This window comes from Streptomyces sp. NBC_00464, from assembly GCF_036013915.1.
GTDB lineage: Bacteria > Actinomycetota > Actinomycetes > Streptomycetales > Streptomycetaceae > Streptomyces.
The window spans coordinates 1,666,751-1,690,030 of sequence record NZ_CP107899.1 but is presented as its reverse complement, the minus strand read 5'-3'; the positions used below and the strand labels follow the sequence as shown (position 1 = coordinate 1,690,030).

Annotated in this window: 18 protein-coding genes and 5 tRNA genes; 13 read left to right on the top strand and 10 right to left on the bottom strand. The window is 69.3% G+C overall.

What is annotated here, in order from left to right; all coding sequences use genetic code 11:
• Nucleotides 1–23 precede the first annotated feature (23 nt).
• Nucleotides 24–1,244, bottom strand: coding sequence for an ROK family protein (locus OG912_RS07220; protein ID WP_327708653.1), 1,221 nt, complete (start codon nucleotides 1,242–1,244; stop codon nucleotides 24–26).
• Between the two features lie 113 nt (nucleotides 1,245–1,357).
• On the opposite strand from OG912_RS07220, the gene OG912_RS07215 reads away from it, so the two are divergent.
• The 4 genes from OG912_RS07215 (at nucleotide 1,358) to OG912_RS07200 (ending at nucleotide 6,970) form a co-directional block, all read left to right on the top strand.
• Nucleotides 1,358–2,644, top strand: coding sequence for an ABC transporter substrate-binding protein (locus OG912_RS07215; protein WP_327708652.1), 1,287 nt, complete (start codon nucleotides 1,358–1,360; stop codon nucleotides 2,642–2,644).
• Between the two features lie 179 nt (nucleotides 2,645–2,823).
• A complete protein-coding gene (locus OG912_RS07210; RefSeq protein WP_398970172.1) occupies nucleotides 2,824–3,633 on the top strand; it encodes a carbohydrate ABC transporter permease in 810 nt (269 codons plus the stop codon).
• Nucleotides 3,630–4,457 (top strand): carbohydrate ABC transporter permease, encoded by an 828-nt coding sequence (locus OG912_RS07205; protein ID WP_327708650.1) that lies wholly within the window; start codon nucleotides 3,630–3,632, stop codon nucleotides 4,455–4,457. The genes OG912_RS07210 and OG912_RS07205 overlap by 4 nt, the downstream gene beginning before the upstream one ends.
• Nucleotides 4,458–4,588: 131 nt before the next feature.
• Complete coding sequence (locus tag OG912_RS07200) at nucleotides 4,589–6,970, top strand: Ig domain-containing protein (RefSeq protein WP_327708649.1); 2,382 nt, start codon at nucleotides 4,589–4,591, stop codon at nucleotides 6,968–6,970.
• Nucleotides 6,971–7,198: 228 nt separating this feature from the next.
• On the opposite strand, the gene OG912_RS07195 is transcribed toward OG912_RS07200, so the two are convergent.
• The 8 genes from OG912_RS07195 to OG912_RS07160 all read right to left on the bottom strand — a co-directional run bounded on the left by OG912_RS07195 (nucleotide 7,199) and on the right by OG912_RS07160 (nucleotide 17,700).
• Nucleotides 7,199–7,780 carry a GTP-binding protein gene (locus OG912_RS07195; protein ID WP_014048542.1) on the bottom strand — a complete coding sequence of 194 codons (582 nt, stop codon included), beginning with the start codon at nucleotides 7,778–7,780 and terminating at the stop codon, nucleotides 7,199–7,201.
• Nucleotides 7,761–8,402: a DUF742 domain-containing protein gene (locus OG912_RS07190; RefSeq protein ID WP_327708648.1), complete on the bottom strand. Its 642-nt coding sequence runs from the start codon at nucleotides 8,400–8,402 to the stop codon at nucleotides 7,761–7,763. Before OG912_RS07190 ends, OG912_RS07195 begins: the two co-directional genes overlap by 20 nt.
• A gap of 89 nt (nucleotides 8,403–8,491) precedes the next feature.
• Nucleotides 8,492–8,905: a roadblock/LC7 domain-containing protein gene (locus OG912_RS07185; RefSeq protein WP_018551717.1), complete on the bottom strand. Its 414-nt coding sequence runs from the start codon at nucleotides 8,903–8,905 to the stop codon at nucleotides 8,492–8,494.
• A gap of 10 nt (nucleotides 8,906–8,915) precedes the next feature.
• Complete coding sequence (locus tag OG912_RS07180) at nucleotides 8,916–12,128, bottom strand: sensor histidine kinase (protein WP_327708647.1); 3,213 nt, start codon at nucleotides 12,126–12,128, stop codon at nucleotides 8,916–8,918.
• 347 nt (nucleotides 12,129–12,475) lie between these two features.
• Entirely contained in the window at nucleotides 12,476–13,057 is a 582-nt protein-coding gene (locus OG912_RS07175) for a GTP-binding protein (protein WP_073738725.1), read from the bottom strand.
• Nucleotides 13,038–13,445 carry a DUF742 domain-containing protein gene (locus OG912_RS07170; RefSeq protein ID WP_073738726.1) on the bottom strand — a complete coding sequence of 136 codons (408 nt, stop codon included), beginning with the start codon at nucleotides 13,443–13,445 and terminating at the stop codon, nucleotides 13,038–13,040. Before OG912_RS07170 ends, OG912_RS07175 begins: the two co-directional genes overlap by 20 nt.
• 133 nt (nucleotides 13,446–13,578) lie before the next feature.
• A complete protein-coding gene (locus tag OG912_RS07165; protein WP_006127850.1) occupies nucleotides 13,579–13,992 on the bottom strand; it encodes a roadblock/LC7 domain-containing protein in 414 nt (137 codons plus the stop codon).
• 9 nt (nucleotides 13,993–14,001) lie between these two features.
• Nucleotides 14,002–17,700 (bottom strand): nitrate- and nitrite sensing domain-containing protein, encoded by a 3,699-nt coding sequence (locus OG912_RS07160; protein WP_327708646.1) that lies wholly within the window; start codon nucleotides 17,698–17,700, stop codon nucleotides 14,002–14,004.
• A 577-nt stretch (nucleotides 17,701–18,277) separates the two neighbouring features.
• Between OG912_RS07160 and OG912_RS07155 the strand changes: the two genes are divergently transcribed.
• From OG912_RS07155 to OG912_RS07115, 9 genes are all read left to right on the top strand, one after another.
• Complete coding sequence (locus tag OG912_RS07155) at nucleotides 18,278–18,469, top strand: hypothetical protein (RefSeq protein WP_326738993.1); 192 nt, start codon at nucleotides 18,278–18,280, stop codon at nucleotides 18,467–18,469.
• A gap of 82 nt (nucleotides 18,470–18,551) precedes the next feature.
• On the top strand, nucleotides 18,552–19,328 hold the full coding sequence (locus OG912_RS07150; RefSeq protein ID WP_326738994.1) for a fumarylacetoacetate hydrolase family protein: 777 nt from the start codon (nucleotides 18,552–18,554) through the stop codon (nucleotides 19,326–19,328).
• Nucleotides 19,321–20,793, top strand: a complete 1,473-nt coding sequence (gene gltX, locus OG912_RS07145; RefSeq protein WP_327708645.1) for a glutamate--tRNA ligase — start codon at nucleotides 19,321–19,323, stop codon at nucleotides 20,791–20,793. The genes OG912_RS07150 and gltX overlap by 8 nt, the downstream gene beginning before the upstream one ends.
• Before the next feature lie 93 nt (nucleotides 20,794–20,886).
• A complete protein-coding gene (locus OG912_RS07140; RefSeq protein ID WP_327708644.1) occupies nucleotides 20,887–21,606 on the top strand; it encodes an HAD family hydrolase in 720 nt (239 codons plus the stop codon).
• 86 nt (nucleotides 21,607–21,692) lie between these two features.
• Nucleotides 21,693–21,764 (top strand) — tRNA-Gln (locus OG912_RS07135).
• Between the two features lie 35 nt (nucleotides 21,765–21,799).
• Nucleotides 21,800–21,872 (top strand) — tRNA-Glu (locus OG912_RS07130).
• A 60-nt stretch (nucleotides 21,873–21,932) separates the two neighbouring features.
• Nucleotides 21,933–22,005 (top strand) — tRNA-Glu (locus OG912_RS07125).
• Nucleotides 22,006–22,017: 12 nt separating this feature from the next.
• Nucleotides 22,018–22,089: transfer RNA gene (locus OG912_RS07120), tRNA-Gln, on the top strand.
• 28 nt (nucleotides 22,090–22,117) lie between these two features.
• A tRNA-Glu gene (locus OG912_RS07115) sits at nucleotides 22,118–22,190 on the top strand.
• A 200-nt stretch (nucleotides 22,191–22,390) separates the two neighbouring features.
• On the opposite strand, the gene ndgR is transcribed toward OG912_RS07115, so the two are convergent.
• Nucleotides 22,391–23,107, bottom strand: coding sequence for an IclR family transcriptional regulator NdgR (gene ndgR / locus OG912_RS07110; protein ID WP_003966003.1), 717 nt, complete (start codon nucleotides 23,105–23,107; stop codon nucleotides 22,391–22,393).
• Nucleotides 23,108–23,280 lie beyond the last annotated feature (173 nt).

The following is a 23,280-nucleotide window of genomic DNA, read 5'->3' as shown; positions in this document are numbered from 1 at the left end:
CTGGTGCGGTGAGAGGGGGTGGATCAGGCCTGCACTGCGAGCAGGCGCTCCTTGAGATCGTCGAGCGCCAGCCGGGCGGCGCCGAGGGCGACGGACTCGTCGCCGAGCAGGGACACGCGGAACTCCGGGTTGTTGAGGGAGGTGGCGGCCAAGTGCCGCTCGAAGGGGCCGGCGAGCACGTCCCCCGCGCGGGACAGACCGCCGCCAAGCACGACGAGATCGGGGTCGACGGCGTGGACCAGGACGGAGGCGCCCAGGGCGAGGGCCTCGGCGACGCGGTCGACGGTGCGCACCGCGGTGCGGTCGCCGTTCGCGGCCGCTTCGAAGAGTGCCCGGACGTTGCCGCTGGTGGACTCCTCGGCGGCCGAGCCCGCAAGCTTGCGGCTCTCGCGGTCGAGCTGCGCCATCGCTTCGGCCCATCCCAGGATCTTCATGGAACCGACGGACGCCGCCAGGCCGTGCCGTCCGTGGTGGATCTGCCCGTTGATGACGATCGCGGCACCGAGGCGGCGGCCGGCGTGCATGTAGACGAGGTCGCGCGCCCCGGCGCCGCCCTGCCACTGCTCGGCCACCGCCGCGAGGTGGATGTCGTTGGAGACCAGCACGTCGCACTTGAAGCGCTCCGACACCTCCGACACCACGTCGATCCTGTCGAAGCCCGGGAGTGAGTAGACGTCCAGGTCCTGGCCTGCGGGAACGGTGCGGATGTCCATGACCTCCGAGCCGTTGGCGCCCACGCCGGTGATGCCGCAGGCCACCGAGCGGACGTGTTCCCGGTCCGTCCCGGTCTGCCGGAGGGTCGTCTCCGCCAGCCGCGCCGCCGCCCCGATGCGCCCGGCCGGCCCGATGCCGGAGTCGACGCTGCGCCTGCGTACCGCCAGGACGTTTCCGCGCAGATCGCAGACGACCACGGCCACCTTGTGGGCGCCGATGTCGACTCCGACGACGGCGTGGTTCTCGGCCACGACCTCGTAGCGCCGGGCCGGCCGTCCCGCCGACCGCTCGCCGTCCGGACGGTCGAGCGCCTCACGGACGAAGCCCTCGTCCAGCAGCGTCGCGACCAGATCCTCGGCGGTGGGCCGGGAGACCCCGACGATCGAACGCACGTCACTGACCGACAGTGAGGCGGCGTCGAGGAAGGCCCGCACCGCGGCCGAGAGATTGAGCCTGCGCAGGAGATGGGCATCGCCCGCACGGCCTGGGGGAGTTGTGTTTCCCCGGGTTTCACCGATGTCTTGACTCACGGCGGCACGGTATCTAAATTGACGCCGCAACAGCAATATTGACAAGAAACTTACTTATCTAAATTCTGGCCGAGCGACATCCCCTGGTGGGTTCGACCAGCAAGGAGGGCCTCATGAGCAAGCGGGCCAACTGGGGTGCGGTAGCGGTGTCGTTGGGCCTGGTCGCGCTGAGCGGCTGCGCCGTCGGCGGTGGCGGGAGCCAAGGCGGGGACGGTTCGGGAGGTGACGTGACGTTGAGTCTGCTCACCTTCGAGACCCCCAACCTCACCGCCTCCTACTGGGACGACATCATCGCCAGAACCAGCGCCGAGGTGCCGGGGGTGAAGATCAAGAAGCTTGTCGCGCCGAGTGCCGAGCAGCGCAACGAGTACACGCGCCAACTCGACTCGACCGGCGCACTGCCCGACATCATGGTCGCGATCGACCCTGCCGGGCTGGCGGAGGGCGGCAAGCTCGCCCGGTTCGACGAGAAGGAACTCGCGGACTGGGTCAGCCCGACCGCGAACAGCTTCGACGGCAAGATCTACCAGCTGCCCACCAACTCGCAGACCTGGCAGATCTACTACCGCAAGGCGGCCTTCGAGAAGGCGGGCATCACCACTCCTCCGAAGAAGTGGGACGAACTGCTCGCCGCGGTCGACAAGCTGAAGGCGGCGCAGATCAAGCCGTTCGTCATCGGCGGCGGCGCACCGGACGGCCTCGGCCCGCGATGGACCTTCGCCCAGCTGGTGGCCGACGAGGTCTACGCCAAGGACCCGGAGTGGCTCGACAAGCTGACCGCGGGGAAGACCGACTTCAGCGACCCCCTGTTCGTCAACGCGGCGACCAAGATGAAGGCACTGGCGGGCAAGGAGAACGTCGACAACCTGTCGGCCACCTACGCCCAGGCGCAGGAGGACTTCCTCAAGGGCAAGGGCGCCATGTACCCGATGGGCTCGTGGTTCCCGGCCTCCCCGGACAAGGCGCAGCAGAAGGAGTTCGGCGCCTTCCCCATGCCCACGCAGGACGGCTCGCTCGTCATGCCCGTGTACACCGGCGGGGGACTGTCGGTGAGCGCCAAGTCCCCCGACGTCGCGAAGGCCAAGCAGTGGGCCGTCGAGTTCTCGAAGCTGAACGCCGACGGCGGGGCGAAGTACGACGGCCTGTTCGTCGCGCTCAAGGGCTACAAGCCGCCGGCGGGCCTGCCGCCGCTGTACAACACCACCCTCGATCTCTACGAGAAGGCCCGGGCCGGCGGAACCGTGACGCCGAGCTTCGGAAACGAGAGCGGCGTCCCGGCCCTGCCGTCGGGCTTCATACCCAAGGTCGACGCGGCACTGAACGATCTCCTCAACGGCCGTGCGGACGTGGACGAGTTCGTCGCGACGCTGAACACGAAGTACAAGGAGCTCACGAAGTGACGCGTCCCTCGCCCGCCGGGACGGGGACCGTCGCCGCCGGAGGGAAGCCGGTCCGGGCGCAGGCCGCTCCGGCCCCGTCCGGGCGCGCGGGTGGGCCGCACCGGCGCCGCACCTGGACGTGGTCGTCGGTGGGAGCCGGTGCCGTGTTCGTGCTGCCGACCCTCGCGATCTTCACCGCGATGGTCCTGGCGCCCATTCTGTGGACCCTCTACACCGGGCTGACCGACGAGCGCGCCACCCGCCCCGAAACCTCGTTCATCGGCCTGGAGAACTACGGCTTCCTCCTCGGGAACGAGGAGTTCCTGCACTCCCTGTGGAACACCGTGGTGATCACGGTGATCGTGGTGCTGCTGACGAACCTGCTCGGTCTCGCGATCGCCCTGCTGCTGCGCAGGCAGGGCCGGCTCTACAGCCTGCTCCGCAGCGTCTACTTCACCCCGGTGATCCTCTCCGCTGTCGTGGTGTCGGTGATCGGGCGCTCGATCCTCGCGGACGACGGCCTGCTGAACAGCGCGCTCGTGTCGCTGGGGGTCGAGCACCCGCCGGGCTGGCTCACGGATCCGTCGTACGCGATCTACTCCGTCTCCGGGATCATGGTCTGGCAGCTGCTCGGCTTCGCCGTCGTGGTCTACCTCGCCGGACTCGCGGGGATCCCCGCCGAGCTCGACGAGGCGGCGAGCCTCGACGGCGCCGGCCCCTGGCAGCAGTTCCGTGCCATCACCTGGCCGCTGCTCGCGCCCTCGCTGACGATCAACACCGTGATGCTGATGATCAGCTCGTTCAAGGTCTACGACCAGATCGCCGTGCTCACCAACGGCGGCCCCGGCACCGACGGAACGGCCACCGTGGCCTTCGAGGTGATCCGCACCGCCTTCTCCGAGCAACGTCCGGGAGTGGCGTCCGCGATGGCCGGGATCATGCTCGTCGTCGTCTCGGCCGCGAGCGTGACCACGCTCAAGCTCCTGCAACGACGAGAGGTGAACCTGTGAACTCCCGAACGCCGTGGATACGGCCGCTCCTGGCCACCGGCGTGGCGGCCGTCTTCTGCATGCCGCTCTACGTGGCACTGGTCAACGTCTTCAAGCCCAGCTCCGAGGTCGTGTCATCTCCGCTGGCACTCCCGCTGCCGCCGACCCTCGACAACCTTGGACATGTGCTGAGCCGGCCGGACGGACTGTTCTGGTACGGCCTCGTCAACTCGGTCACCCTGACCGCGGCCTCGATCCTCATCACCACCCTGCTGGCCGCGATGTCGGCGTACCACCTCGTGCGGTCGGACCGCTGGTGGAGCCGTGTCGTCCTCGGCGTGATGCTGTCCGGCCTGATGATCCCGCCCGCGGTGATCATGCTTCCGATCACGCGGATCCTCGACGCCGTCGGCCTGATGCACACGATGCCGGGCGCCGTGCTGGTGGACGTCGGGTACTACCTGCCCTTCGCCGTGTTCGTCTTCATGGGCTTCATCCGCTCGATCCCACGCGAACTCGAAGAGGCCGCGGCGGTCGACGGCGCCGGCCGGTTCCGGATCTTCTGGCAGGTCGTCTTCCCACTGCTCCGGCCCGCTTCGGCCAGCGTGCTGATCTTCCTCGGGGTCTGGGTCTGGAACGACTTCCTCACCCCGCTGCTCGTCCTGGGCCCGGGGGCCGGGAACACCGTGACGGTCGGGATCTTCCGCTCCATCGGCCCCTACCAGCAGGACTTCGGGGCGGTGTTCGCGTTCATGCTGCTCGCCACCCTGCCCGTCCTCGCCTTCTACCTCGCCTTCCAGAAGCAGTTCGTCCGGGGCCTGACGGGGGGTGCCACGAAGGGATGACCGGCACAGCGGCCGGTGCAGCAGTTTCCGTCGAGAGTGACAGGAGAAACATCATGCGGTTCCCCGCACGCGCAGTCAGATCGCAGTCCCCTCGCAGGAGGCCCGAGCGGCGTCGGCGCACGGCCGGTTCCGTGGCCCTGGTGATGCTGACGGCCGGCATCCTGCCGGCGGCCGGCGCACAGTCGGCGCAGGCACGACCCGACGGAGCGACTCCGCCGATCGAGATCCAGGCCGGCTATCTGGACCTGGAGCTCGACAGAACAGGGACGGTCGTGGGCCTGGAGGACCTCAGGACCGGTGTCGACCACCTCGCGGCCGGCCGTGCGGCGTCCCTGGTCAGCCTGGTCATCGACGGCAAGCAGCAGCGGCCGACCACGGTTCACCGGTCCGGACCCGGGGACGCGATGCTCACGTTCCGGAACGAGGCGGCGCACTGGAAGGTCCAGGTGAAGCTGGTCACCGGGCGCGGCGGCTACACCACGTTCGAAGCGGTCGACGTCGATGTGCCGAAGGGCGTCGATGTGCAGACCCTGCTCTGGGGTCCGCTGGCCACCTCGATCTCCAAGACGGTCGGCACCTCGGTCGGCGTGGTCCGCGACGACGACTTCGCCATCGGGCTCCGGCCGCTGACCGACCGTACCGAAGGCGCCTGGCCGCAGGAGGACCAGGACATGGGCTGGGAGAACGAGGTCAGCCACGATCCGGACCATGTGAGCGTGGGGTCCCTGGAGGAGTGGAGCGCGGCGGGCGTGACCCCCTGGGGCTCCGTACTGCGCGCCTTCACCTTCGACTACACCAAGGAACGCCACCGCAAGGTACGCGGCTATCCGATCCCGGTCGGGCCGCTGCCCGGCCGCGAGGGCAGGATCGCCGGTTCCAAGATCGCACTCTTCGGAGCCTCGCCCGAGGCGACGCCGACGATCCTGTCCAACATCGCGAAGGGCGAGAAGCTGCCCTACCCGAAGCTGGACGGGCAGTGGCAGAAGGCCTCCCAGGCGAGCAGCCAGTCCTGGCTGGTGCTCGGCGACCTGGAGAGCGGCAACATTCCGGCGGCGGCCCGGTTCGCCAAGGCGGCCGGCATGAACCGGATCTACTCGCTGACCAGCAGCTACGGCCCGTGGAAGTCGAGTGGGCACTACCGGTTCGACTCCAGCCTGGGCGGGAGTGACGCCGGGGCCGCGGCGGCCGTGGACAGCGCCAGGGCGAACGGTGTGCAGCTCGGCGTACACACCCTGTCGGACTTCATCAGCACCGGCGACGAGCCCTACGACTGGGCCTGGTTCCCGCGGGACGCCTACCTGGAGCCGCCTGCCGACGACCGCCTCGCGATGGGAGGCACCGCCTCGCTCACCCGTCCGCTGACGGACGGCGACACCACCTTGTACCTCGACGACGGGGCGCTGCTCGCCGCGGGACCGAGCTACAGCCTCCTGCGCATCGGGGACGAGTTCGTCAGCTACGGAGCGGCCGAGCAGGTGGGGAAGGAGTGGAAGGTGACCGGTGTGCAGCGCGCACGCTGGGGATCGGCCGCTGTCTCCCACCCCGAGGGCGACCAGACCGCCCGAGTCATGGCCAACAGCTACGGCGGCGCGATCGGCGGTCATGCCGTCCTCGACGAGATCAGCGACCGGCTGACCACCGCCTGGAACACCACCGGCATCACCGGTATGTCGTGGGACGGCCTGGAGTCGGCATCGGAGTCCGGCTGGGGCGCCTACGGCATGGCTCACCTCGTGAACAAGACGTTCCGGCGCGTCGATGCCAAGGACGGATTCATCTCCGAGACCAGCCGGATGACCTCGAACACCTGGGACGCGCTGACCCGGGCCAGCTGGGGTGAGGTCGGCAGCACCTCGATGGAGCAGGTGTTCGCCAACAACAAGTACCTCCAGGCGAACTACCTCCCCGGCATGCTCGGCTGGATCAGCCTCAACGGCTCGGACAGCCTGCTCACCATGGAGTGGAAGCTGGCCCGAGGCGCAGGCCTGAACGCCGGGACGGGCTTCCAGAGCTCGGTCTCCCGCCTCGAATCGGGCGGCGAGAACACCACCCGGCTGCTCGACGCCATCCAGCAGTGGGAGACGGCACGCAACCTGGGCGCGTTCACCGCGGAGCAGCGGGCGCGGTTCCACGACCTGACGACGAACTGGCACCTGAGCGTGGTCGAGCCGGGCAAGCGCTGGTCCCTGCAGGAGCTGGACGCCGACGGCAAGCCGGTCGGCGCTCCCCAGGCCGTCGTCGCCCCGACCCCGGAGCTCGACGCCGGACCGCTGCCCGCGGCGGCCCGGGGCGCCCTGTACGAGGCGACGGTGAAGACCAACACGCCGGCGACCACGCGGTACGCGGTGACCTCGGGGTCCCTGCCCGCGGGCCTCGTACTCAACGCGGACACCGGCGGCATCGTGGGGACACCGGCCAGGGCGGCAACGGCACGGTTCACGGTCACGGCGTACCAGGGCTCCGACGGACCGAAGGCGCGGCGCGACTACGTGATCAAGGTGAGCGGTCACTGACCCGGTAGGCACGCCGGCCCAATCAACCCCGACCTGGCGAATCAAAGCCTAGGTCGGCCAAATCAAGCCCGTCGAGGGGGCACCTCCCATGCCGTTCAGGCTATGGGGGAGATTGAGGACAAAGCACGGCCGAAGGCCGGGCGCACACAAACGAAAGGCCCCGCACTCCCGAGCCAGGCAAGGGAGCGCGGGGCCTCACGTACATCCGGACCAAGCGGGCCGCAGGCCCTACCGCAGGCGGGCCATCAGCGCGTGCTCCACCAACGTGATCAGCGCACTCTTCGCATCCGCCCGATGCCGCGCGTCCGTCGTCAGAATCGGGGTGTCGGGTCCGATCTGGAGGGCTTCGCGGACTTCGTCGGGGGTGTAGGGCTGGTGTCCGTCGAAGCCGTTGAGGGCGATGACGAAGGGGAGGCCGCTGTTCTCGAAGTAGTCGACGGCGGGGAAGCAGTCGGCGAGGCGGCGGGTGTCGACGAGGACGACGGCGCCGATGGCGCCGCGTACGAGGTCGTCCCACATGAACCAGAAGCGGTCCTGTCCGGGCGTACCGAAGAGGTACAGGATCAGGTCCTGGTCCAGGGTGATGCGGCCGAAGTCCATGGCCACCGTCGTGGTGGTCTTGTCCCCGGTGTGTGTCAGGTCGTCGATGCCCGCCGAGGCGGACGTCATCACGGCTTCGGTGCGCAGCGGATTAATCTCCGAAACGGCACCGACAAACGTGGTCTTACCCACGCCGAAGCCCCCTGCCACCACGATCTTCGCCGAGGTGGTGGAGCGGGCCGCTCCGCCGCTAGAGCTTGCGAAGTCCACTGAGCACCCTTTCGAGCAGTGTCACATCTGGCTGGCCGCCGGCGGACTCGTCGCCGCCGGGCTGGTGGATAGCGACGAGTCCGGCCTCAGCCAGGTCGGCTACGAGGATCCGGGCAACGCCGAGCGGAATCGAGAGCAGGGCCGAGATCTCGGCCACTGACTTGATCTCGATGCACAGCCGGCAGATCCGCTGGTGCTCGGGCAACTGCCCTTGCAGCCGGGACGGATCGGCCGTCGTACTGACCAACGCCTCAATGGCGAGTTGGTAGCGCGGTCGGGTCCGTCCACCGGTCATGGCGTACGGACGAACCAGCGGATTGTGCGCGGCGGGCGCTGCCGGTTCGGGGGCCCGCCGCGGCTGCACCGGCTGAATGCGGGGCTGCTGCGGGGAGTCGTACCGGTGCGGACGCTGCGGCCGGTGGGGCTGCTGCGGCTGCTGCGGCCACTCCGGTCCCTGAACGTGCTGTGGCTGCTGCTGCTGCTGCGGCTGTCGATACGGCTGATACGGCTGCTGCGCGCCCTGTCTGCCGGGTGTGGAGGGGAAGCCGAAACCATTGTCCCCGTGCTCACCCGGTACTTGCTGACCACCATGGAACTGGTGCCCGCCTGGGGGTGTACTCACGATTCCTCCTCCGCCTGCCGGTCCCGATCCCAGTGGGCCCGCGCCACCGCACCCTATGGCGCGGTGACGCGAAACGCACTGTCTGTCTACTAGTTAAGAAGACTTCCCTGAAGCTCGGCACGGAGGTCCGGCGTGAGGACGCTGCCGGCACGGTCGACCAGAAGGGCCATTTCGTACCCAACCAGACCGATATCGGCGTCCGGGTGTGCAAGTACGGCCAACGAAGATCCATCGGAAACGGACATGATGAAGAGGAATCCGCGCTCCATCTCCACAACTGTCTGATTGACCGCGCCGCCTTCGAAGATCCGGGAGGCACCCGCGGTCAGCGAGGTCAGACCGGAGGCGACAGCCGCCAGCTGGTCCGCACGGTCGCGCGGAAACCCCTCGGACATCGCCAGCAGGAGTCCGTCGGCGGAGACCACCACCGTGTGCGACACCCCTGGGGTGTTGTCCACGAAGTTGGTGATCAACCAGTTCAGATTCTGCGCCGCCTGGCTCATCGGGCTCACACTAACGCTCCTGGTTGTAGGTATTACTGGTGTCCGAACCCGCGTTACGTCCCCGCAGCACGCCACGGCGCAGGTTGCTCAACCTGCCACGCACGTCCTCCGGGGCGCGGGAGACCTGGGGGCCGCCCTGCTGAGTCTGTTCGGCCGTGCCCTCGACCAGATTGGCCTTGGGCACGCGCCGGGGAAGACCGGACGGGGTGACCCCGCCCGCCTTCGGCTCCTTGAGCTTCTCCGCCCGCTCCCAGCGCTCGTCGTTCGCCGAGCGCCAGTCCTCGGGACCGGCCCCGTCCGCCTGTGCGGGCGACGGCTGCTGCGGCGGTTCCTCGTGCTGCTCCTGCTGCGGCTGCTGCGTGGCGGCGGGCTGGTCGTTGCCACGACCGGTGGGCTGCCAGTGCTGCTGGCCGCCGCGGCGCGGCAGACCGGCATTGGTCAGCTCGTGGCCGGAGTTCGGGACGGGTCCCGAACGGTCGAAGCCTACGCGTTCCGCCGAGGGCGCGGGAGTGCTCGCAACAGATTCCGGCTCGGCCTGCGCGACCGGCTCGTACGCACCCTGGTACGTGCTCTGATCAGCCCACTCCTCCTGCTGGGGCTGGGCGGCGTACTGCGCGTCGTAGGCGGGCTGCGGCGCCTGCGGAGCCGGATAGGCCGTCTCCTGGTAGCCGGCCTGAGCCTGGTAACCGGGCTGCTCGGCAAAGCCGTTGTCACCCCGGTACGGGTCGTAGGCGCCTTCGTACGAGGGCTGCTCGTACTGCTGCTCCTGCTGCCCGCCCGCCTGCGGTTCCTGGGCGTACGGGTCCGCGGCGTAGGGCGCCTCGCCGTACGCGGCCTCGGAGTACTGCCGCTGCGGCTCCTGCTGCTGCGGGAACGGCGGGCGCTCGTTGCCGGTCTGCGCCTCCAGCGCCGCGCGGCGCTCCTCCCGCATGAGCGAGCGGCCCACCGGGTCGAGCTGCGCGGAGTCCGCGGAGGGCTCCTCGTAACGCGAGTCGTCGAAGCCGAGCTCCGCCGCCGTACGCAGCTGGGGCTGGAGCGGCGGCGCATCGAAGGCCTGCTGCTGCGGAATGATCGAGGAGACCGTGAAGTCGTCCTGCGCGGGGGCGCCGTCGCCGCCGCCACCGTGGGTGATCGCGTCCGGCAGCATGACCAGCGAGGTGGTGCCGGCCTGCTCGCCCGAGGGGCGCAGCTGGACCCGGATGCCGTGCCGGTCGGAGAGGCGGCCGACCACGAACAGGCCCATGCGCTGGGAGACCGCGGCGTCCACCGTCGGCGGGTTGGCCAGCTTGTGGTTGATGTCGGCGAAGTCCTCGGCGGTGAGGCCGATGCCCTTGTCGTGGATCTCGATCATCACGCGGCTGTCGGGCAGCCGGGTCGCGGTGACCCGCACCTTGGTCTGCGGCGAGGAGAACGTGGTGGCGTTCTCCAGCAGCTCGGCCAGCAGGTGCACGAGGTCGGTGACGGACTGGCCGTGGATCTCGGTCTCCGGCACGCCGGAGAGCTCGATGCGCTCGTAGGACTCCACCTCGGAGGAGGCGGCCCGCAGGACGTCCACCAGGGGGACCGGCTGGTTCCAGCGGCGGCCGGGCTCCTCGCCGGCGAGGACGAGGAGGTTCTCGCCGTTGCGCCGCATGCGGGTCGCCAGGTGGTCCAGCCGGAAGAGGCTCTCCAGCTGGTCCGGGTCGGCCTCGTTGTTCTCCAGGTCGGTGATGAGGGTCAGCTGGCCCTCGATGAGCGACTGGTTGCGGCGCGAGAGGTTGGTGAAGATCGCGTTGACGTTGCCCCGCAGCATGGCCTGTTCGGCCGCCAGCCGGACCGCCTCGCGGTGCACCTGGTCGAAGGCGCGGGCGACCTCACCGATCTCGTCCTGGCTGTTGATCGGGATCGGCTGGACCCGGGTGTCCACCCGGCCCGGATCGGTCCGGGACAGCTGGTCGACGAGCGAGGGCAGCCGCTGCTCGGCGATGGAGAAGGCGGCCGTACGCAGCCGGCGCATCGAGCGGCTCATCTGCCGGGCCATGAGCCCGGCCAGGATGAAGGCGGCCAGCAGGGCGATGACCACGATCGCGGCGTTGACGATGGCGTCGGTCCGGGCGCTGGACGAGATCTCGGCGGCCTCGGTCACCGCCTTGTCGACGAGCTCGTCCTCGACCGTGGTGTAGCCGTCGAACTTCGCGGTGGCCGCGGCCATCCAGGTCTCGGGGGTGATCCCCTTCGCCTTGAGCTCCTTGGGATTCTTGCCCAGGCCGATCTCCTGGGCCATGCCGTCGTAGACCGAGCCGTCGACGGTGGGCGGGGTCACGAACGGCACGCCCGCCGCGTCGGCCTTCTCCTTCGCGGACTTGAGCTCGGCGGCGCCCTCGGCGGCCTTGCCGGCCATGACCGTCTTCAGCCGGGCGGCGTCGGCCTCCGTACCACCGGAGACGAACTCACCGAGGGCGATCTGCTCCAGGTAGTTGTACGAGCCGAAGGCCTTGACCTGGTCGTTGAACTTGGCGCTCTCCTGGCTGGGCCGCACCAGAAGGTGCATTCCGATGGAGCGCTGAAGCGATTCTGCAGCCTTGGCCAGCTCGATTGCGTACACGGTGCGGCCGTAGCTGGTGATGTTCCCGGTGCCGAGGCCGAGCTCGTTGCAGAACTCCATGAGGGAGTGCTGGACCTGGGTGTATCCCTCTTCGGTCTTCACCGGGTCCATGGCGGCGGTGTACGCGGCCTTGCGCAGGCCCGGGAGCTTGGGCTCCTCCAGTTTGAACAGCTTGAGGCGGCGCTCCAGACCCTGCTTGCCCGGCTTGTCCTTCACGGCCGTGTCGAACTTCTGCGCGGCTGCGTCCGTGGTGGCCTGGGCCTGGGTGACGATCTCGGAATCGCGCTTGTTGGAGAGCAACGGCTGAGCGGTGAGGTCACGCTCGTTGAGCAGGGCCTGTCCGTACTCGGCGGCCGCGCGCACGATCAGCGCGGTCTTCTCGGCGTCCTGGGCCTCCTGCCAGGTGTCGACCGAACCCTTCACCTGGAAGCCGCCCATGATCAGGCCGACCAGCACCGGGATCAGGAGGATCGCGTTCAGTCGGGTGGGCACCCGCCAGTTGCGCGGGGACAGCCGGCTGGTGCTGCCACCGGCCGGTATCCCATCGGACACATCGGCGGACGGCGCCACGGTGCGTGGCGGAGGGGTGAAGTTGCCCCGCTCCGTCTGCGCCGTTGCGCCCTCGTTGTTACGCCTCACTCGACCAACAACCTCTCGGCGTCGGCACCTACGTTGTGCCGTGTTTCGTTCAGGGCCGTACTACTCGGGAGTTCATCGAATTGCAGCACGCCTACCGGTCGCGTTCCAAACAGTCGGAATGTGCGATTCCGAGTGGCCCGGACCTCAGATAAAACGGGCATAAAGAACGAGCCCCGCCAAAAGGCGGGGCTCATGTGAGCACAGCGGTACCGGTCGTGTGCATCGGGTATTGGCTGTGGGGTAATTCTCTCTCGAAACGTTATGAACACAGGGGTGGATCGTGTCAAAGGACACAGCCCACCCCCGTGTGGCTACCGTAATTGTCGTACGGCAATACCGACTTGTGCCTACTTGAGCCGCGCCATCAAAGCGTGCTCGACCAGCGTGATCAGACCGCTCTTGGCATCACCGCGATGCCGCGCGTCGGTCGTGATGATCGGGGTGTCGGGTCCGATCTGGAGGGCTTCGCGGACTTCGTCGGGGGTGTAGGGCTGGTGTCCGTCGAAGCCGTTGAGGGCGATGACGAAGGGGAGGCCGCTGTTCTCGAAGTAGTCGACGGCGGGGAAGCAGTCGGCGAGGCGGCGGGTGTCGACGAGGACGACGGCGCCGATGGCGCCGCGTACGAGGTCGTCCCACATGAACCAGAAGCGGTCCTGTCCGGGCGTACCGAAGAGGTACAGGATCAGGTCCTGGTCCAGGGTGATGCGGCCGAAGTCCATGGCCACCGTCGTGGTGGTCTTGCCTCCGGTGTGTGTCAGGTCGTCGATGCCCGCCGAGGCGGACGTCATCACGGCTTCGGTGCGCAGCGGATTGATCTCCGAAACGGCACCGACAAACGTGGTCTTACCCACGCCGAATCCGCCCGCCACCACGATCTTCGCCGAGGTGGTGGCCCGGGCTGCACCGCCACTAGAGCTTGCGAAGTCCACTGAGCACCCTTTCGAGCAGTGTCACATCCGGCGCGCCGCCGGCCTCTCCGTTGCCCGGCTGGTGGATGGCCACCATGCCGGCTTCCGCCAGGTCCGCGACGAGAATCCGGGCCACGCCGAGCGGCATCGACAGCAGGGCCGACACCTCGGCCACCGACTTGACCTCGCGGCACAGGTGGCAGATCCGCTGGTGCTCGGGGAGCAGTGTCCCCAGGTGCGCCGGGTCGGCCGTGGTGCTGACCAGCGCCTCTATCGCTAGCTGGTAGCGCGGTCGGGTCCGTCCGCCGGTCATGGCGTACGGACGAACCAGCGGCTGGTCGCCCTCACCTTCGTACGACGCGTGGTTCAACGCGCCGTACGGATCGGGTGAGGCGGGGGGCGGGGTCATGAATCCTCCGGGCGTGACAGCAGGGTGTCGGCTTGCCGTCTGAAGGGGCCGGTGGGGGGCTGTAAGCGGCCGGACGGGCGAGTGATGAGTGCGGTACCTGGGCTAATCGTCTGTGTCACCGGTTCACGGCCGCCTAGTGGAGCAGGCTGCCCTGGAGCTCGGCACGGAGGTCCGGGGTCAGGACAGTGCCCGCCCGGTCCACCAGCAGAGCCATTTCGTAGCCGACCAGACCGATGTCGGCGTCCGGATGTGCCAGCACGGCCAGTGAGGAGCCGTCCGAGATGGACATCAGGAAGAGGAATCCGCGCTCCATCTCCACCACGGTCTGGCTGACGGCGCCGCCCTCGAAGATCCGGGAGGCACCCGCCGTCAGCGAGGTCAGACCGGAGGCGACAGCCGCCAACTGGTCGGCGCGGTCGCGCGGGAAACCTTCGGACATCGCCAGCAGCAGGCCGTCTGCGGAGACCACCACCGTGTGGGACACCCCTGGGGTGTTGTCCACGAAGTTGGTGATCAACCAGTTCAGATTCTGCGCGGCCTGACTCATCGGGCTCAACTAACGCTCCTGCTGGTGAGTGGGGCCGAGTGGGAAACTGCCGGTCGACGGGCCGTTGTTGGCCTGACGCCCCTGCTGGATGCCCCGGCGAAGATTGGTCAGTCGCCCGCGCACATCATCGGGCGCACGCGACACCTGGGGACCGGACTGATGGTTCTGCTGCTGGGCGGTACCCGGCACCAGATTGGCACGCGGGACCCGGCGGGGCAGACCGGACGTGGTAATTCCGCCTGCTGCGGGCTTCTTCACCCGCTCCGCCTGCCGGACGAGTTCGTCGTTCGGCGAGGCGCGCCAGGAGCTTGTGGCGCCGTTGGCGTCGCCGGCCCCGCGGCGCGGTGCGGCGGGAGCGGGACGCTCCTCGGCGGGCTGCTGGGGGAAACCGGGTGCCTGCGGCGCGGCGGGCGGCTGCTGGCCACCCTGCTGCGGACCGTGGAACCAGTTCGTCTCCAGCGTGTCGTACAGCGGGGTACGGCCGTCGCCGGGACCGGCCGGCGGCAGCGCCTCGGGCTGCGACTGCTGCGGCAGGACCGGCCGGTAATCCTGGTCCGGAACCGGCGCGACGGGCGGACGCGGGGCACCGAAGTCCCCGTTGTCACGGTCACGCTGGCGCGGCGCGGGCTGACCCTGGGCCTGGGCCTGTCCGGGCTGGCCGAAGTCCGGGCGGGCGAACTGCGCGGTGCTCGCCGGGTCGGGCAGCTGCGGCGCGGGCCGCTGCTGCGGTGCCGGTGCCGAGAAGTCGGGACGGTCGAACTCGGCGGTCGAGCCGGGACCCTGGCGGCTGTCCATCGGGGGACGCCGGCTGAGCGGCGGCGGGTTCACGGGCCGCTGGAACTGGCCGGTGGACTCGGGCTCCTCGTGACTGCGGGGCGCGTCGAGCGGGGAGTACCGCGGCGCGGACGGCTCCTCGTTGCTGCCCCAGCTGGTGGTCTGAGGACGCTGCGGCTGGGGGTTGCCACCCGGCAGCTCCGCACGGGGGCCGCCGACCGGAGGCAGCTGGCGGTCGTTCTGACCGGGCCCGCCGGGCTGCTGGAAGCCGCCGCCCTGATTCTGCCGGGGCTGCTGAGGCTGCGGGGCCTGACGGCCGGGACCGTTCTGCTCCGGACGCTTCTGGTCGAACAGACTGGGCTGACCCGAGTCCGTACGGCCGGAGCCGTCGCCGCGGGCGCCGAGGCGGGCACCGCCGCCGAAGGCACCGGAGAGCCCGCCGCCCTGACGCGGCGGCTCCTGGCGCGAGGCGTCCGGCTGCCGGCTCTGCGGACCGGTGCCGGAGAGCCCGGCGCTCTGGAAGCCGGAGTTCTGCTGGCTGCCGGGCTGGCCCGGCTGACCCTGCTGGTTCTGGGGACGGCCGCCGTCGCGGGCCGGCAGGGCCGCCCGCGGGCCGGAGCCCGCGCCGACCTGGCCACGCGTGGCACCGGGACCGGCGGGCAGCCGCCCGCCCGGGGCCGACGGAGCACCTTCGAGACCGGTACGGGGCGCGTTGCCGCCGGCGAGAAGCCCGCCGGGGGCGGACTGCTGGCCCGGGGCCTGCTTCGGAACCGGCTGCTTGTTGCCGTGCGCGACGTCGACCGGAAGCATGACCAGCGCGGTCGTACCACCGGAGTCGGAGGGCCGCAGCTGGATGCGGATGCCGTGACGCAGCGACAGCCGGCCGACCACGAACAGACCCATGCGGCGGGAGACCGAGACGTCCACGGTGGGCGGCGAGGCGAGCCGCTCGTTGATCGCCGCGAGGTCCTCGGGGGAGAGGCCGATACCCGTGTCGTGGATCTCGACGAGCACCCGGCCGTCGGGCAGCGCGTGGCCGGTGACCCGGACCTTCGTCTGCGGCGAGGAGAACGACGTGGCGTTCTCCAGCAGCTCGGCGAGGAGGTGCACGAGGTCGTTGACGACCCGGCCGGCGACCTCGGTGGCGGGCACCGCGGCCAGTTCGATGCGCTCGTACTGCTCCACCTCGGAGGCGGCGGCACGGAGCACGTCGACCAGGGGCACGGGGCGGGTCCACCGGCGGCCCGGCTCCTCGCCCGCGAGGACGAGGAGGTTCTCACCGTTACGGCGCATACGGGTCGCGAGGTGGTCGAGCTTGAAGAGGGAGGACAGCTGGTCCGGGTCGGCCTCGCGCGACTCCAGCTCGGAGATGAGCGAGAGCTGACGCTGGATGAGGCCCTGCGAACGGCGCGAGAGGTTGGTGAACATCGCGTTGACGTTGCCCCGGAGGAGGGCCTGCTCGGCGGCGAGGCGGACGGCCTCGCGGTGCACGTCGTCGAAGGCCGCGGCCACCTTGCCGATCTCGTCCCGGGAGTGCACACCGACCGACTCGACCGAGGTGTCGACGTCCTGCGGGTCGGCCTCGGAGAGCTGCTTGACGAGCTCGGGCAGCCGGTCCTGGGCGACGCGCGTCGCGGTGTCCTGCAGCCGGCGCAGCGAGCGGATCATGGACCGGGCGACGACGAAGGCGCCGACCAGCGAGACACCGAGCACGAGCAGGATGAGCGCACCGGAGATGATCGCTTCGCGCTGGGACTCGTCGCGCAGCTCGCGCGCCTTGCCCTCCATGTCGCTGAGAAGCGTCTCCTCGATCTGCTTCATGGCCTGGATCTTGGTGGAGTCCTGGTCGTACCAGTCCATGTACGAACGGCGCACACCCGGGCCGCTCATGCCGTTGGCGTTGTCGAGCACCTTCTTGGCGTAGGTGTCGGCGGCCTTGATCTCGGGCTGGCCCTCGTCGAGCGTGGAGGTCAGCTCGTCGGCGCTCTTGCCCGTGGTCGTGTAGATGGCCTCGAAGGAGCGGCGGGCCGCGTCCTCCTTGCGCTGGGCCGCCAGACCGAACTGCTGGTCGTTGCGGTCGAGGTGCGGTTCCTTGTCGTTGCCGCCCGGCAGCGCGGCAGCGATGATCGCGCGCTGGACCGACGCGTACTCCTTGGCGGAGGAGAAGGCCGCCAGGGCGCGGGTCCGCTTGATCATCTCGGGGCTGCTGGTCGCCTGCGCCATGTCCTGGGAGAGGCTCAGCAGCGAGGTGATCAGCTGGCTGTAGGCGTCGACGGTCTGCAGACTCGGACTGTCCTTGGCGTACGCCTGCTTGCGGATGTCGCGGATGGAACCGAGCTGCGAGGCGATCTGCTGGACGCTGGAGTGGATGCTCTCCAGGGCCTCGTCACCGGTGGTGTCACCGAGGTCGCTCGTCGCGGTGAGGAACGACTTCTTCGCCCGGTCGGTCTTCTTCCGCGGCTCCGTGACCTTGAAGTCGTCGGCCGGGACCCCGTTGGAGAGCGGCCCTGCCGACCGGTCGCGCTCCTCCTGGAGCGCCTGGGCCAGTGAGGTCGCCTGCTTCGTCATCTTCGTCAGCAGCTGCATGTGCTCCAGCTGCTGGATGTCGTTCATGGAGTCGTTGATACGGAGACCACCCAGCGTGGTCGCTGCGACCACGGGGAGGGCGAGCAGGGAGACCAGACGCGTGCTGATGCGCCAGTTGCGAAGAGCTACTCGTGATCCCGTGTTGACCGGGCCCCGCGGCTTGAGCGCGGAGACCGGATCGGACGCGCCGCCCGCCGCCCCGCCGGAGCGCTGGGCGCGGTCGTTGTGGTCGCCGGCCGCGGCCGGTCCGGGGTTCTGGGCGTGCTGGGGCGAGGAACCGCGGTCGGTCCCGCCGCGCGGCTCCTGTTCCGCCGCAGCGCTGCCATCCCTCTTGAAACGTCCCTGCACTAGCGTCGCAACCTCTGGACCAGGCGTTCTCCCGTCATGGACGGAAGGAACGGTGTCGGCGTCGTGGGGCGTTGTACCGCCCCATGGTGGTCGTGAGTGACCGGCGCTCTTCCCCTTCCCGCCGCCACTCGGCGCTGCGTTGCGCCCCTGCGCGCCGGCTTGAAACCGCGGCGGTGCGTGGAATTCCAGCACAGTGCCGGATCTCCAACAAGGGCCAGGTACCGGGCTGTGACCTGGGTGACGCGGTGTGATGAAGGAGTAACAAGTCGTGGAGACCGTTCACTGACATAACGGACCATTGCGGGTGAAGCAGGTGGGGGTGATGGGTGTCCCAGTCGACATGATCAGGAGCGGAATGGATCATTCAGTGGTGCAATGTCCGGTTCCTCCGGCCGCACCTGCCGCCCGAATTGGCGGAATTGTCGCCCACTTCGTGAGCAAACTCACAGGATGATCGCCGTCTCTTCCGGGCCCCCGGAGGGAATCGGATGTTTAGCCTGGCGCTTTACAGGGATGGCAAAACCGACAACCGGCGCACCTCCGGGTGGCGCCCCTAGTGACAGGGTCCGTACGGCAGATGAAGACGACGATGATGTTCCGCAACATTGCCAACCCCCGGCGCACCACGCTGGCGCACCTCAAGGACGCCGAAGCGCTGCAGACGCCGGAGCGGCCGGAGCACGCAGTCGACCTGCCCACGCAGACGGCCAACCCGCGCCGCACGATCCTGATGGTGGCCCCCGCGGCCGCCACCGCCGCCGCGGAGTAATACGCGCAGCGTCCCCCCTCACCCGCGTTAGCCTGGAGCGTCAGTCTTCAGCTACCCAGCAAGTGAGGGGCGACAGCTTCCCGTGCGCATCGCCAGGTTCTCCATCGACGGCAATGTCGCCTTCGGCGCCGTCGAGGGCGACGGGCCCGATGGTCTCGTCCTCGACATCATCAAGGGCATCCCGTACACCGAGTTCGAGCTCTCCGGGACCAAGGTCCCGCTGAGCAAGGTCCGGCTGCTGCCGCCCGTGCTCCCCAACAAGGTCGTGGCCATCGGCCGCAACTACGCGGAGCACGCCGCAGAGCTCGGCAACGAGGTCCCCGACGTCCCCGTCGCCTTCTTCAAGCCCACCACCTCGGTGATCGGCTCCGGCGACGCCATCGAGTACCCCTCCTTCTCCAACGAGGTGCACCACGAGGCCGAGCTGGCCGTGGTCATCGGCCGGATGTGCCGCGAGGTGCCGCGGGAGCGGGTCAAGGACGTCATCTTCGGCTACACCTGCGCCAACGACGTGACCGCCCGCGACGCCCAGAAGCGCGAGAAGCAGTGGGCCCGGGCGAAGGGCTTCGACACCTCCTGCCCGCTCGGCCCCTGGGTGGAGACCGACCTCGACCCCAGCGACCTCGCCATCCAGGCCACGGTCAACGGCGAGCAACGCCAGCTCGGCCGGACGAGCGAAATGATCCGGAGCATCGAGGACCTGGTCGTCCACATCACGGAAGCCATGACGCTGCTCCCGGGCGATGTGATCCTCACCGGGACTCCCGCAGGGGTCGGACCCCTCCATGTCGGCGACGAGGTCGCCGTCACCATCGAAGGCATCGGCACTCTCACCAACAAGGTGATCAAGCGTGGTTAACGGACCTGTCCGCGTACGTTTCTGTCCCTCCCCGACCGGTAACCCCCATGTGGGCCTGGTCCGGACAGCTCTCTTCAACTGGGCCTTCGCCCGCCACCACCAGGGCACCCTGGTCTTCCGCATCGAGGACACCGACGCGGCGCGCGACTCCGAGGAGTCGTACAACCAGCTCCTCGACGCGATGCGCTGGCTCGGCCTCGACTGGGACGAGGGCCCCGAGGTCGGCGGCCCGCACGCCCCGTACCGCCAGTCGCAGCGCATGGACATCTACAAGGACGTCGCCGAGAAGCTTCTCGCCGCCGGCCACGCGTACCACTGCTACTGCACCACCGAGGAGCTCGACGCCCGCCGCGACGCCGCCCGCGCCGCCGGCAAGCCGTCCGGCTACGACGGCCACTGCCGCGACCTGAGCGCGGAGCAGAAGGCCGCGTACGAGGCCGAGGGGCGCGCGTCGATCGTCCGCTTCCGGATGCCCGACGAGGCCCTCACCTTCACCGACCTGGTCCGCGGCGACATCACCGTCCAGCCGGAGAACGTGCCGGACTACGGCATCGTCCGCGCCAACGGCGCCCCGCTCTACACGCTGGTCAACCCGGTCGACGACGCGCTGATGGACATCACCCACGTCCTGCGCGGCGAGGACCTGCTCTCCTCCACCCCGCGCCAGATCGCGCTGTACGCGGCGCTCATCGAGCTGGGCATCGCCAAGCAGACCCCTGAGTTCGGCCACCTGCCGTACGTCATGGGCGAGGGCAACAAGAAGCTCTCCAAGCGCGACCCGCAGGCCTCGCTCAACCTCTACCGCGAGCGCGGCTTCCTGCGGGAGGGGCTGCTCAACTACCTCTCGCTGCTCGGCTGGTCGATCGCCGAGGACCGGGACATCTTCGACATCGACGAGATGGTCGCGGCGTTCGACATCACGGACGTCAACGCCAACCCGGCCCGCTTCGACCTCAAGAAGTGCGAGCACGTCAACGCCGAGCACATCCGCCGGCTCGACGTGAAGACCTTCACCGAGGCCTGTGGCCCCTGGCTCAAGGCCCCGTTCGCCCCCTGGGCCCCGGAGGCCTTCGACGCGGACGTGTTCGCGACGATCGCCCCGCACGCCCAGACCCGGCTCACGGTCCTCTCCGAGATCACGGCCAACGTCGACTTCCTCTTCCTCGACGAGCCGGCGACCGACGAGGCGTCCTGGGCCAAGGCGATGAAGGAGGGCTCCGACGCCCTGCTCGTGACGGCCCGCGCCAAGCTGGCCGACGCCGAGTGGAACGCCGAGGCCCTGAAGAACGCCATCCTCACCGCGGGCGAGGAGCACGGCCTGAAGCTCGGCAAGGCGCAGGCCCCGGTCCGCGTCGCCGTCACCGGCCGCACGATCGGCCTGCCGCTCTTCGAGTCCCTGGAGATCCTGGGCCGCGAGCGCACCATCGCCCGCATCGACGCGGCGCTGGCGAAGCTGGCCGCGTAACGACGGACGCGCAGGACACGGACGGGCCCGGCAGCCGCGCACAGCGGCCGCCGGGCCCGTCGCCTCGTTCCGGTGCGCGCGTAGAGTCGGACCATGCCGATCAGAGCGGTCCTCTGGGACGTGGATGACACACTCTTCGACTACACGACGGCCGCCGCCACCGGTATGTCCCGGCACCTCGCGGCCGAGGGGCTGCCCGAGGGCTACGCCACCGCCGACGAGGCCCTCGATGCCTGGGGGCGGCTCACCCGGCTCCACTGGCAGCGGTTCTCCGACGGGGAGACCGACTGGCAGGGCCAGCGCCGTGACCGGGCCAGGGACTTCCTCGCACGCCCGCTGGACGATGCCGCAGCCGATGCCTGGTTCGAGCGGCACATCGCCCACTACGAGGCCGCCTGGGCACTCTTCCCGGACACCGTGCCCGCACTTGACGCCCTGGCCGGGGCGTACCGGCACGCCGTGCTGTCGAACTCCGCCCTGGACCAGCAGCACCACAAGCTGACCGTGCTCGGTGTGCGCGACCGCTTCGAGACCGTCCTGTGCGCGGCGGAGCTGGGCATCTCCAAGCCCGCCCCCGGGGCGTTTCTCGCCGCCTGCGAGGCGCTGGACCTGCCGCCGGCCGAGGTTCTCTACGTGGGGGACGAACCCGACATCGACGCCCGCGGCGCGACGGCGGCCGGTCTCACGGGCGTCTGGCTGGACCGGCACGGACGGGGCGGACGGCCCGAACTCGTCCGGATCACGGGCCTCGACCAGCTCCCCGGCCTGCTTGCGGCCAATACCCGTTTTGGAGCGCCGGACACCTTCGGGTAATGTTCTTTCTGCGCCGCCCGAGCGGGACGAAAGATCCGGACGGGAAGCGTAGACAGAAACAACACCCCCTGGGGGTTGCGTTTCAGTGGGCTATGGTGTAATTGGCAACACTACGGTTTCTGGTACCGTCATTCTAGGTTCGAGTCCTGGTAGCCCAGCGCAAGACAGCAAGACAAGCAAGTTGCAGGAACAAGCCCCCGTTGTGTAGCGGCCTAGCACGCTGCCCTCTCACGGCAGTAGCGCCGGTTCAAATCCGGTCGGGGGTACAGATCCTTCCCGCGAGAACATCTGGGTCGCACCCACGTTCTTGATGCAGGATCGCTAGGGCCCCCGTTGTGTAGCGGCCTAGCACGCTGCCCTCTCACGGCAGTAGCGCCGGTTCGAATCCGGTCGGGGGTACTTGTAACACCATGGGCTATGGTGTAATTGGCAACACTACGGTTTCTGGTACCGTCATTCTAGGTTCGAGTCCTGGTAGCCCAGCGCAAGACAAGCAAGTCGCAGTATCCAAGCCCCCGTTGTGTAGCGGCCTAGCACGCTGCCCTCTCACGGCAGTAGCGCCGGTTCAAATCCGGTCGGGGGTACAACAGAGCATCAGGCGAAGGCCCTTCACTCCGGTGAGGGGCCTTTTGCTTATGTACGCGGGCCCGTTCGGCCCGGACGCACCGGGAACCGGGAGTCGGGGGAGAGGAAGTCCCGGAAGCGCGTGGGGCTGTGGCACGAGAGTTGAGAAGGGCCGCCACGACACTGGGGCGGCCTCGGGTGAGGGGGAGGGGCGGTCGGTTCAGCCCGTGCGGCGGAGTGCCTCGCTCAGCCGGGCGGCCGAGTCGATGACGGCCTGGGCGTGCATCCGGCCCGGGTGGCGGGTCAGCCGCTCGATCGGTCCGGAGACCGAGACCGCCGCGACCACCCGGTTCGAGGGGCCGCGCACCGGGGCGGAGACCGAGGCGACGCCCGGTTCGCGCTCGCCGATCGACTGGGCCCAGCCCCGGCGTCGTACGCCGGAGAGCGCCGTCGCGGTGAAACGGGCGCCCTGGAGGCCGCGGTGGAGGCGCTCGGGCTCCTCCCAGGCCATCAGGATCTGGGCGGAGGATCCCGCCTTCATGGTGAGCGTGGAGCCGACCGGCACGGTGTCCCGCAGACCGGACAGCCGCTCCGCCGCCGCCACGCAGATGCGCATGTCGCCCTGCCGGCGGTAGAGCTGGGCGCTCTCGCCGGTGATGTCGCGGAGGTGGGTGAGCACCGGTCCGGCCGTGGCGAGCAGCCGGTCCTCGCCCGCCGCCGCGGCGAGCTCGGAGAGGCGGGGGCCGAGAATGAAGCGGCCCTGCATGTCCCTTGCCACCATGCGGTGGTGTTCCAGTGCCACGGCCAGTCGGTGAGCCGTGGGTCGTGCGAGCCCGGTCGCCGCGACCAGCCCGGCGAGGGTGGCCGGCCCGGACTCCAGGGCGCTCAATACCAGAGCTGCCTTGTCGAGAACGCCGACGCCGCTAGAGTTGTCCATACGACGATACTCGCGTCTCACTCTGTGAAACGCAAGTTCAATTTTCCAGCGAAGTTGCGAACCTGTACGGGCGGCCCCACAACGGCCCGTAGCCACCGCCCCGCACGGGGGTCCGGACGGGGGCGCACCGAATCTCTAGTTGGGCCGGCGACGACGCCGGCCGGAGGGAAAGC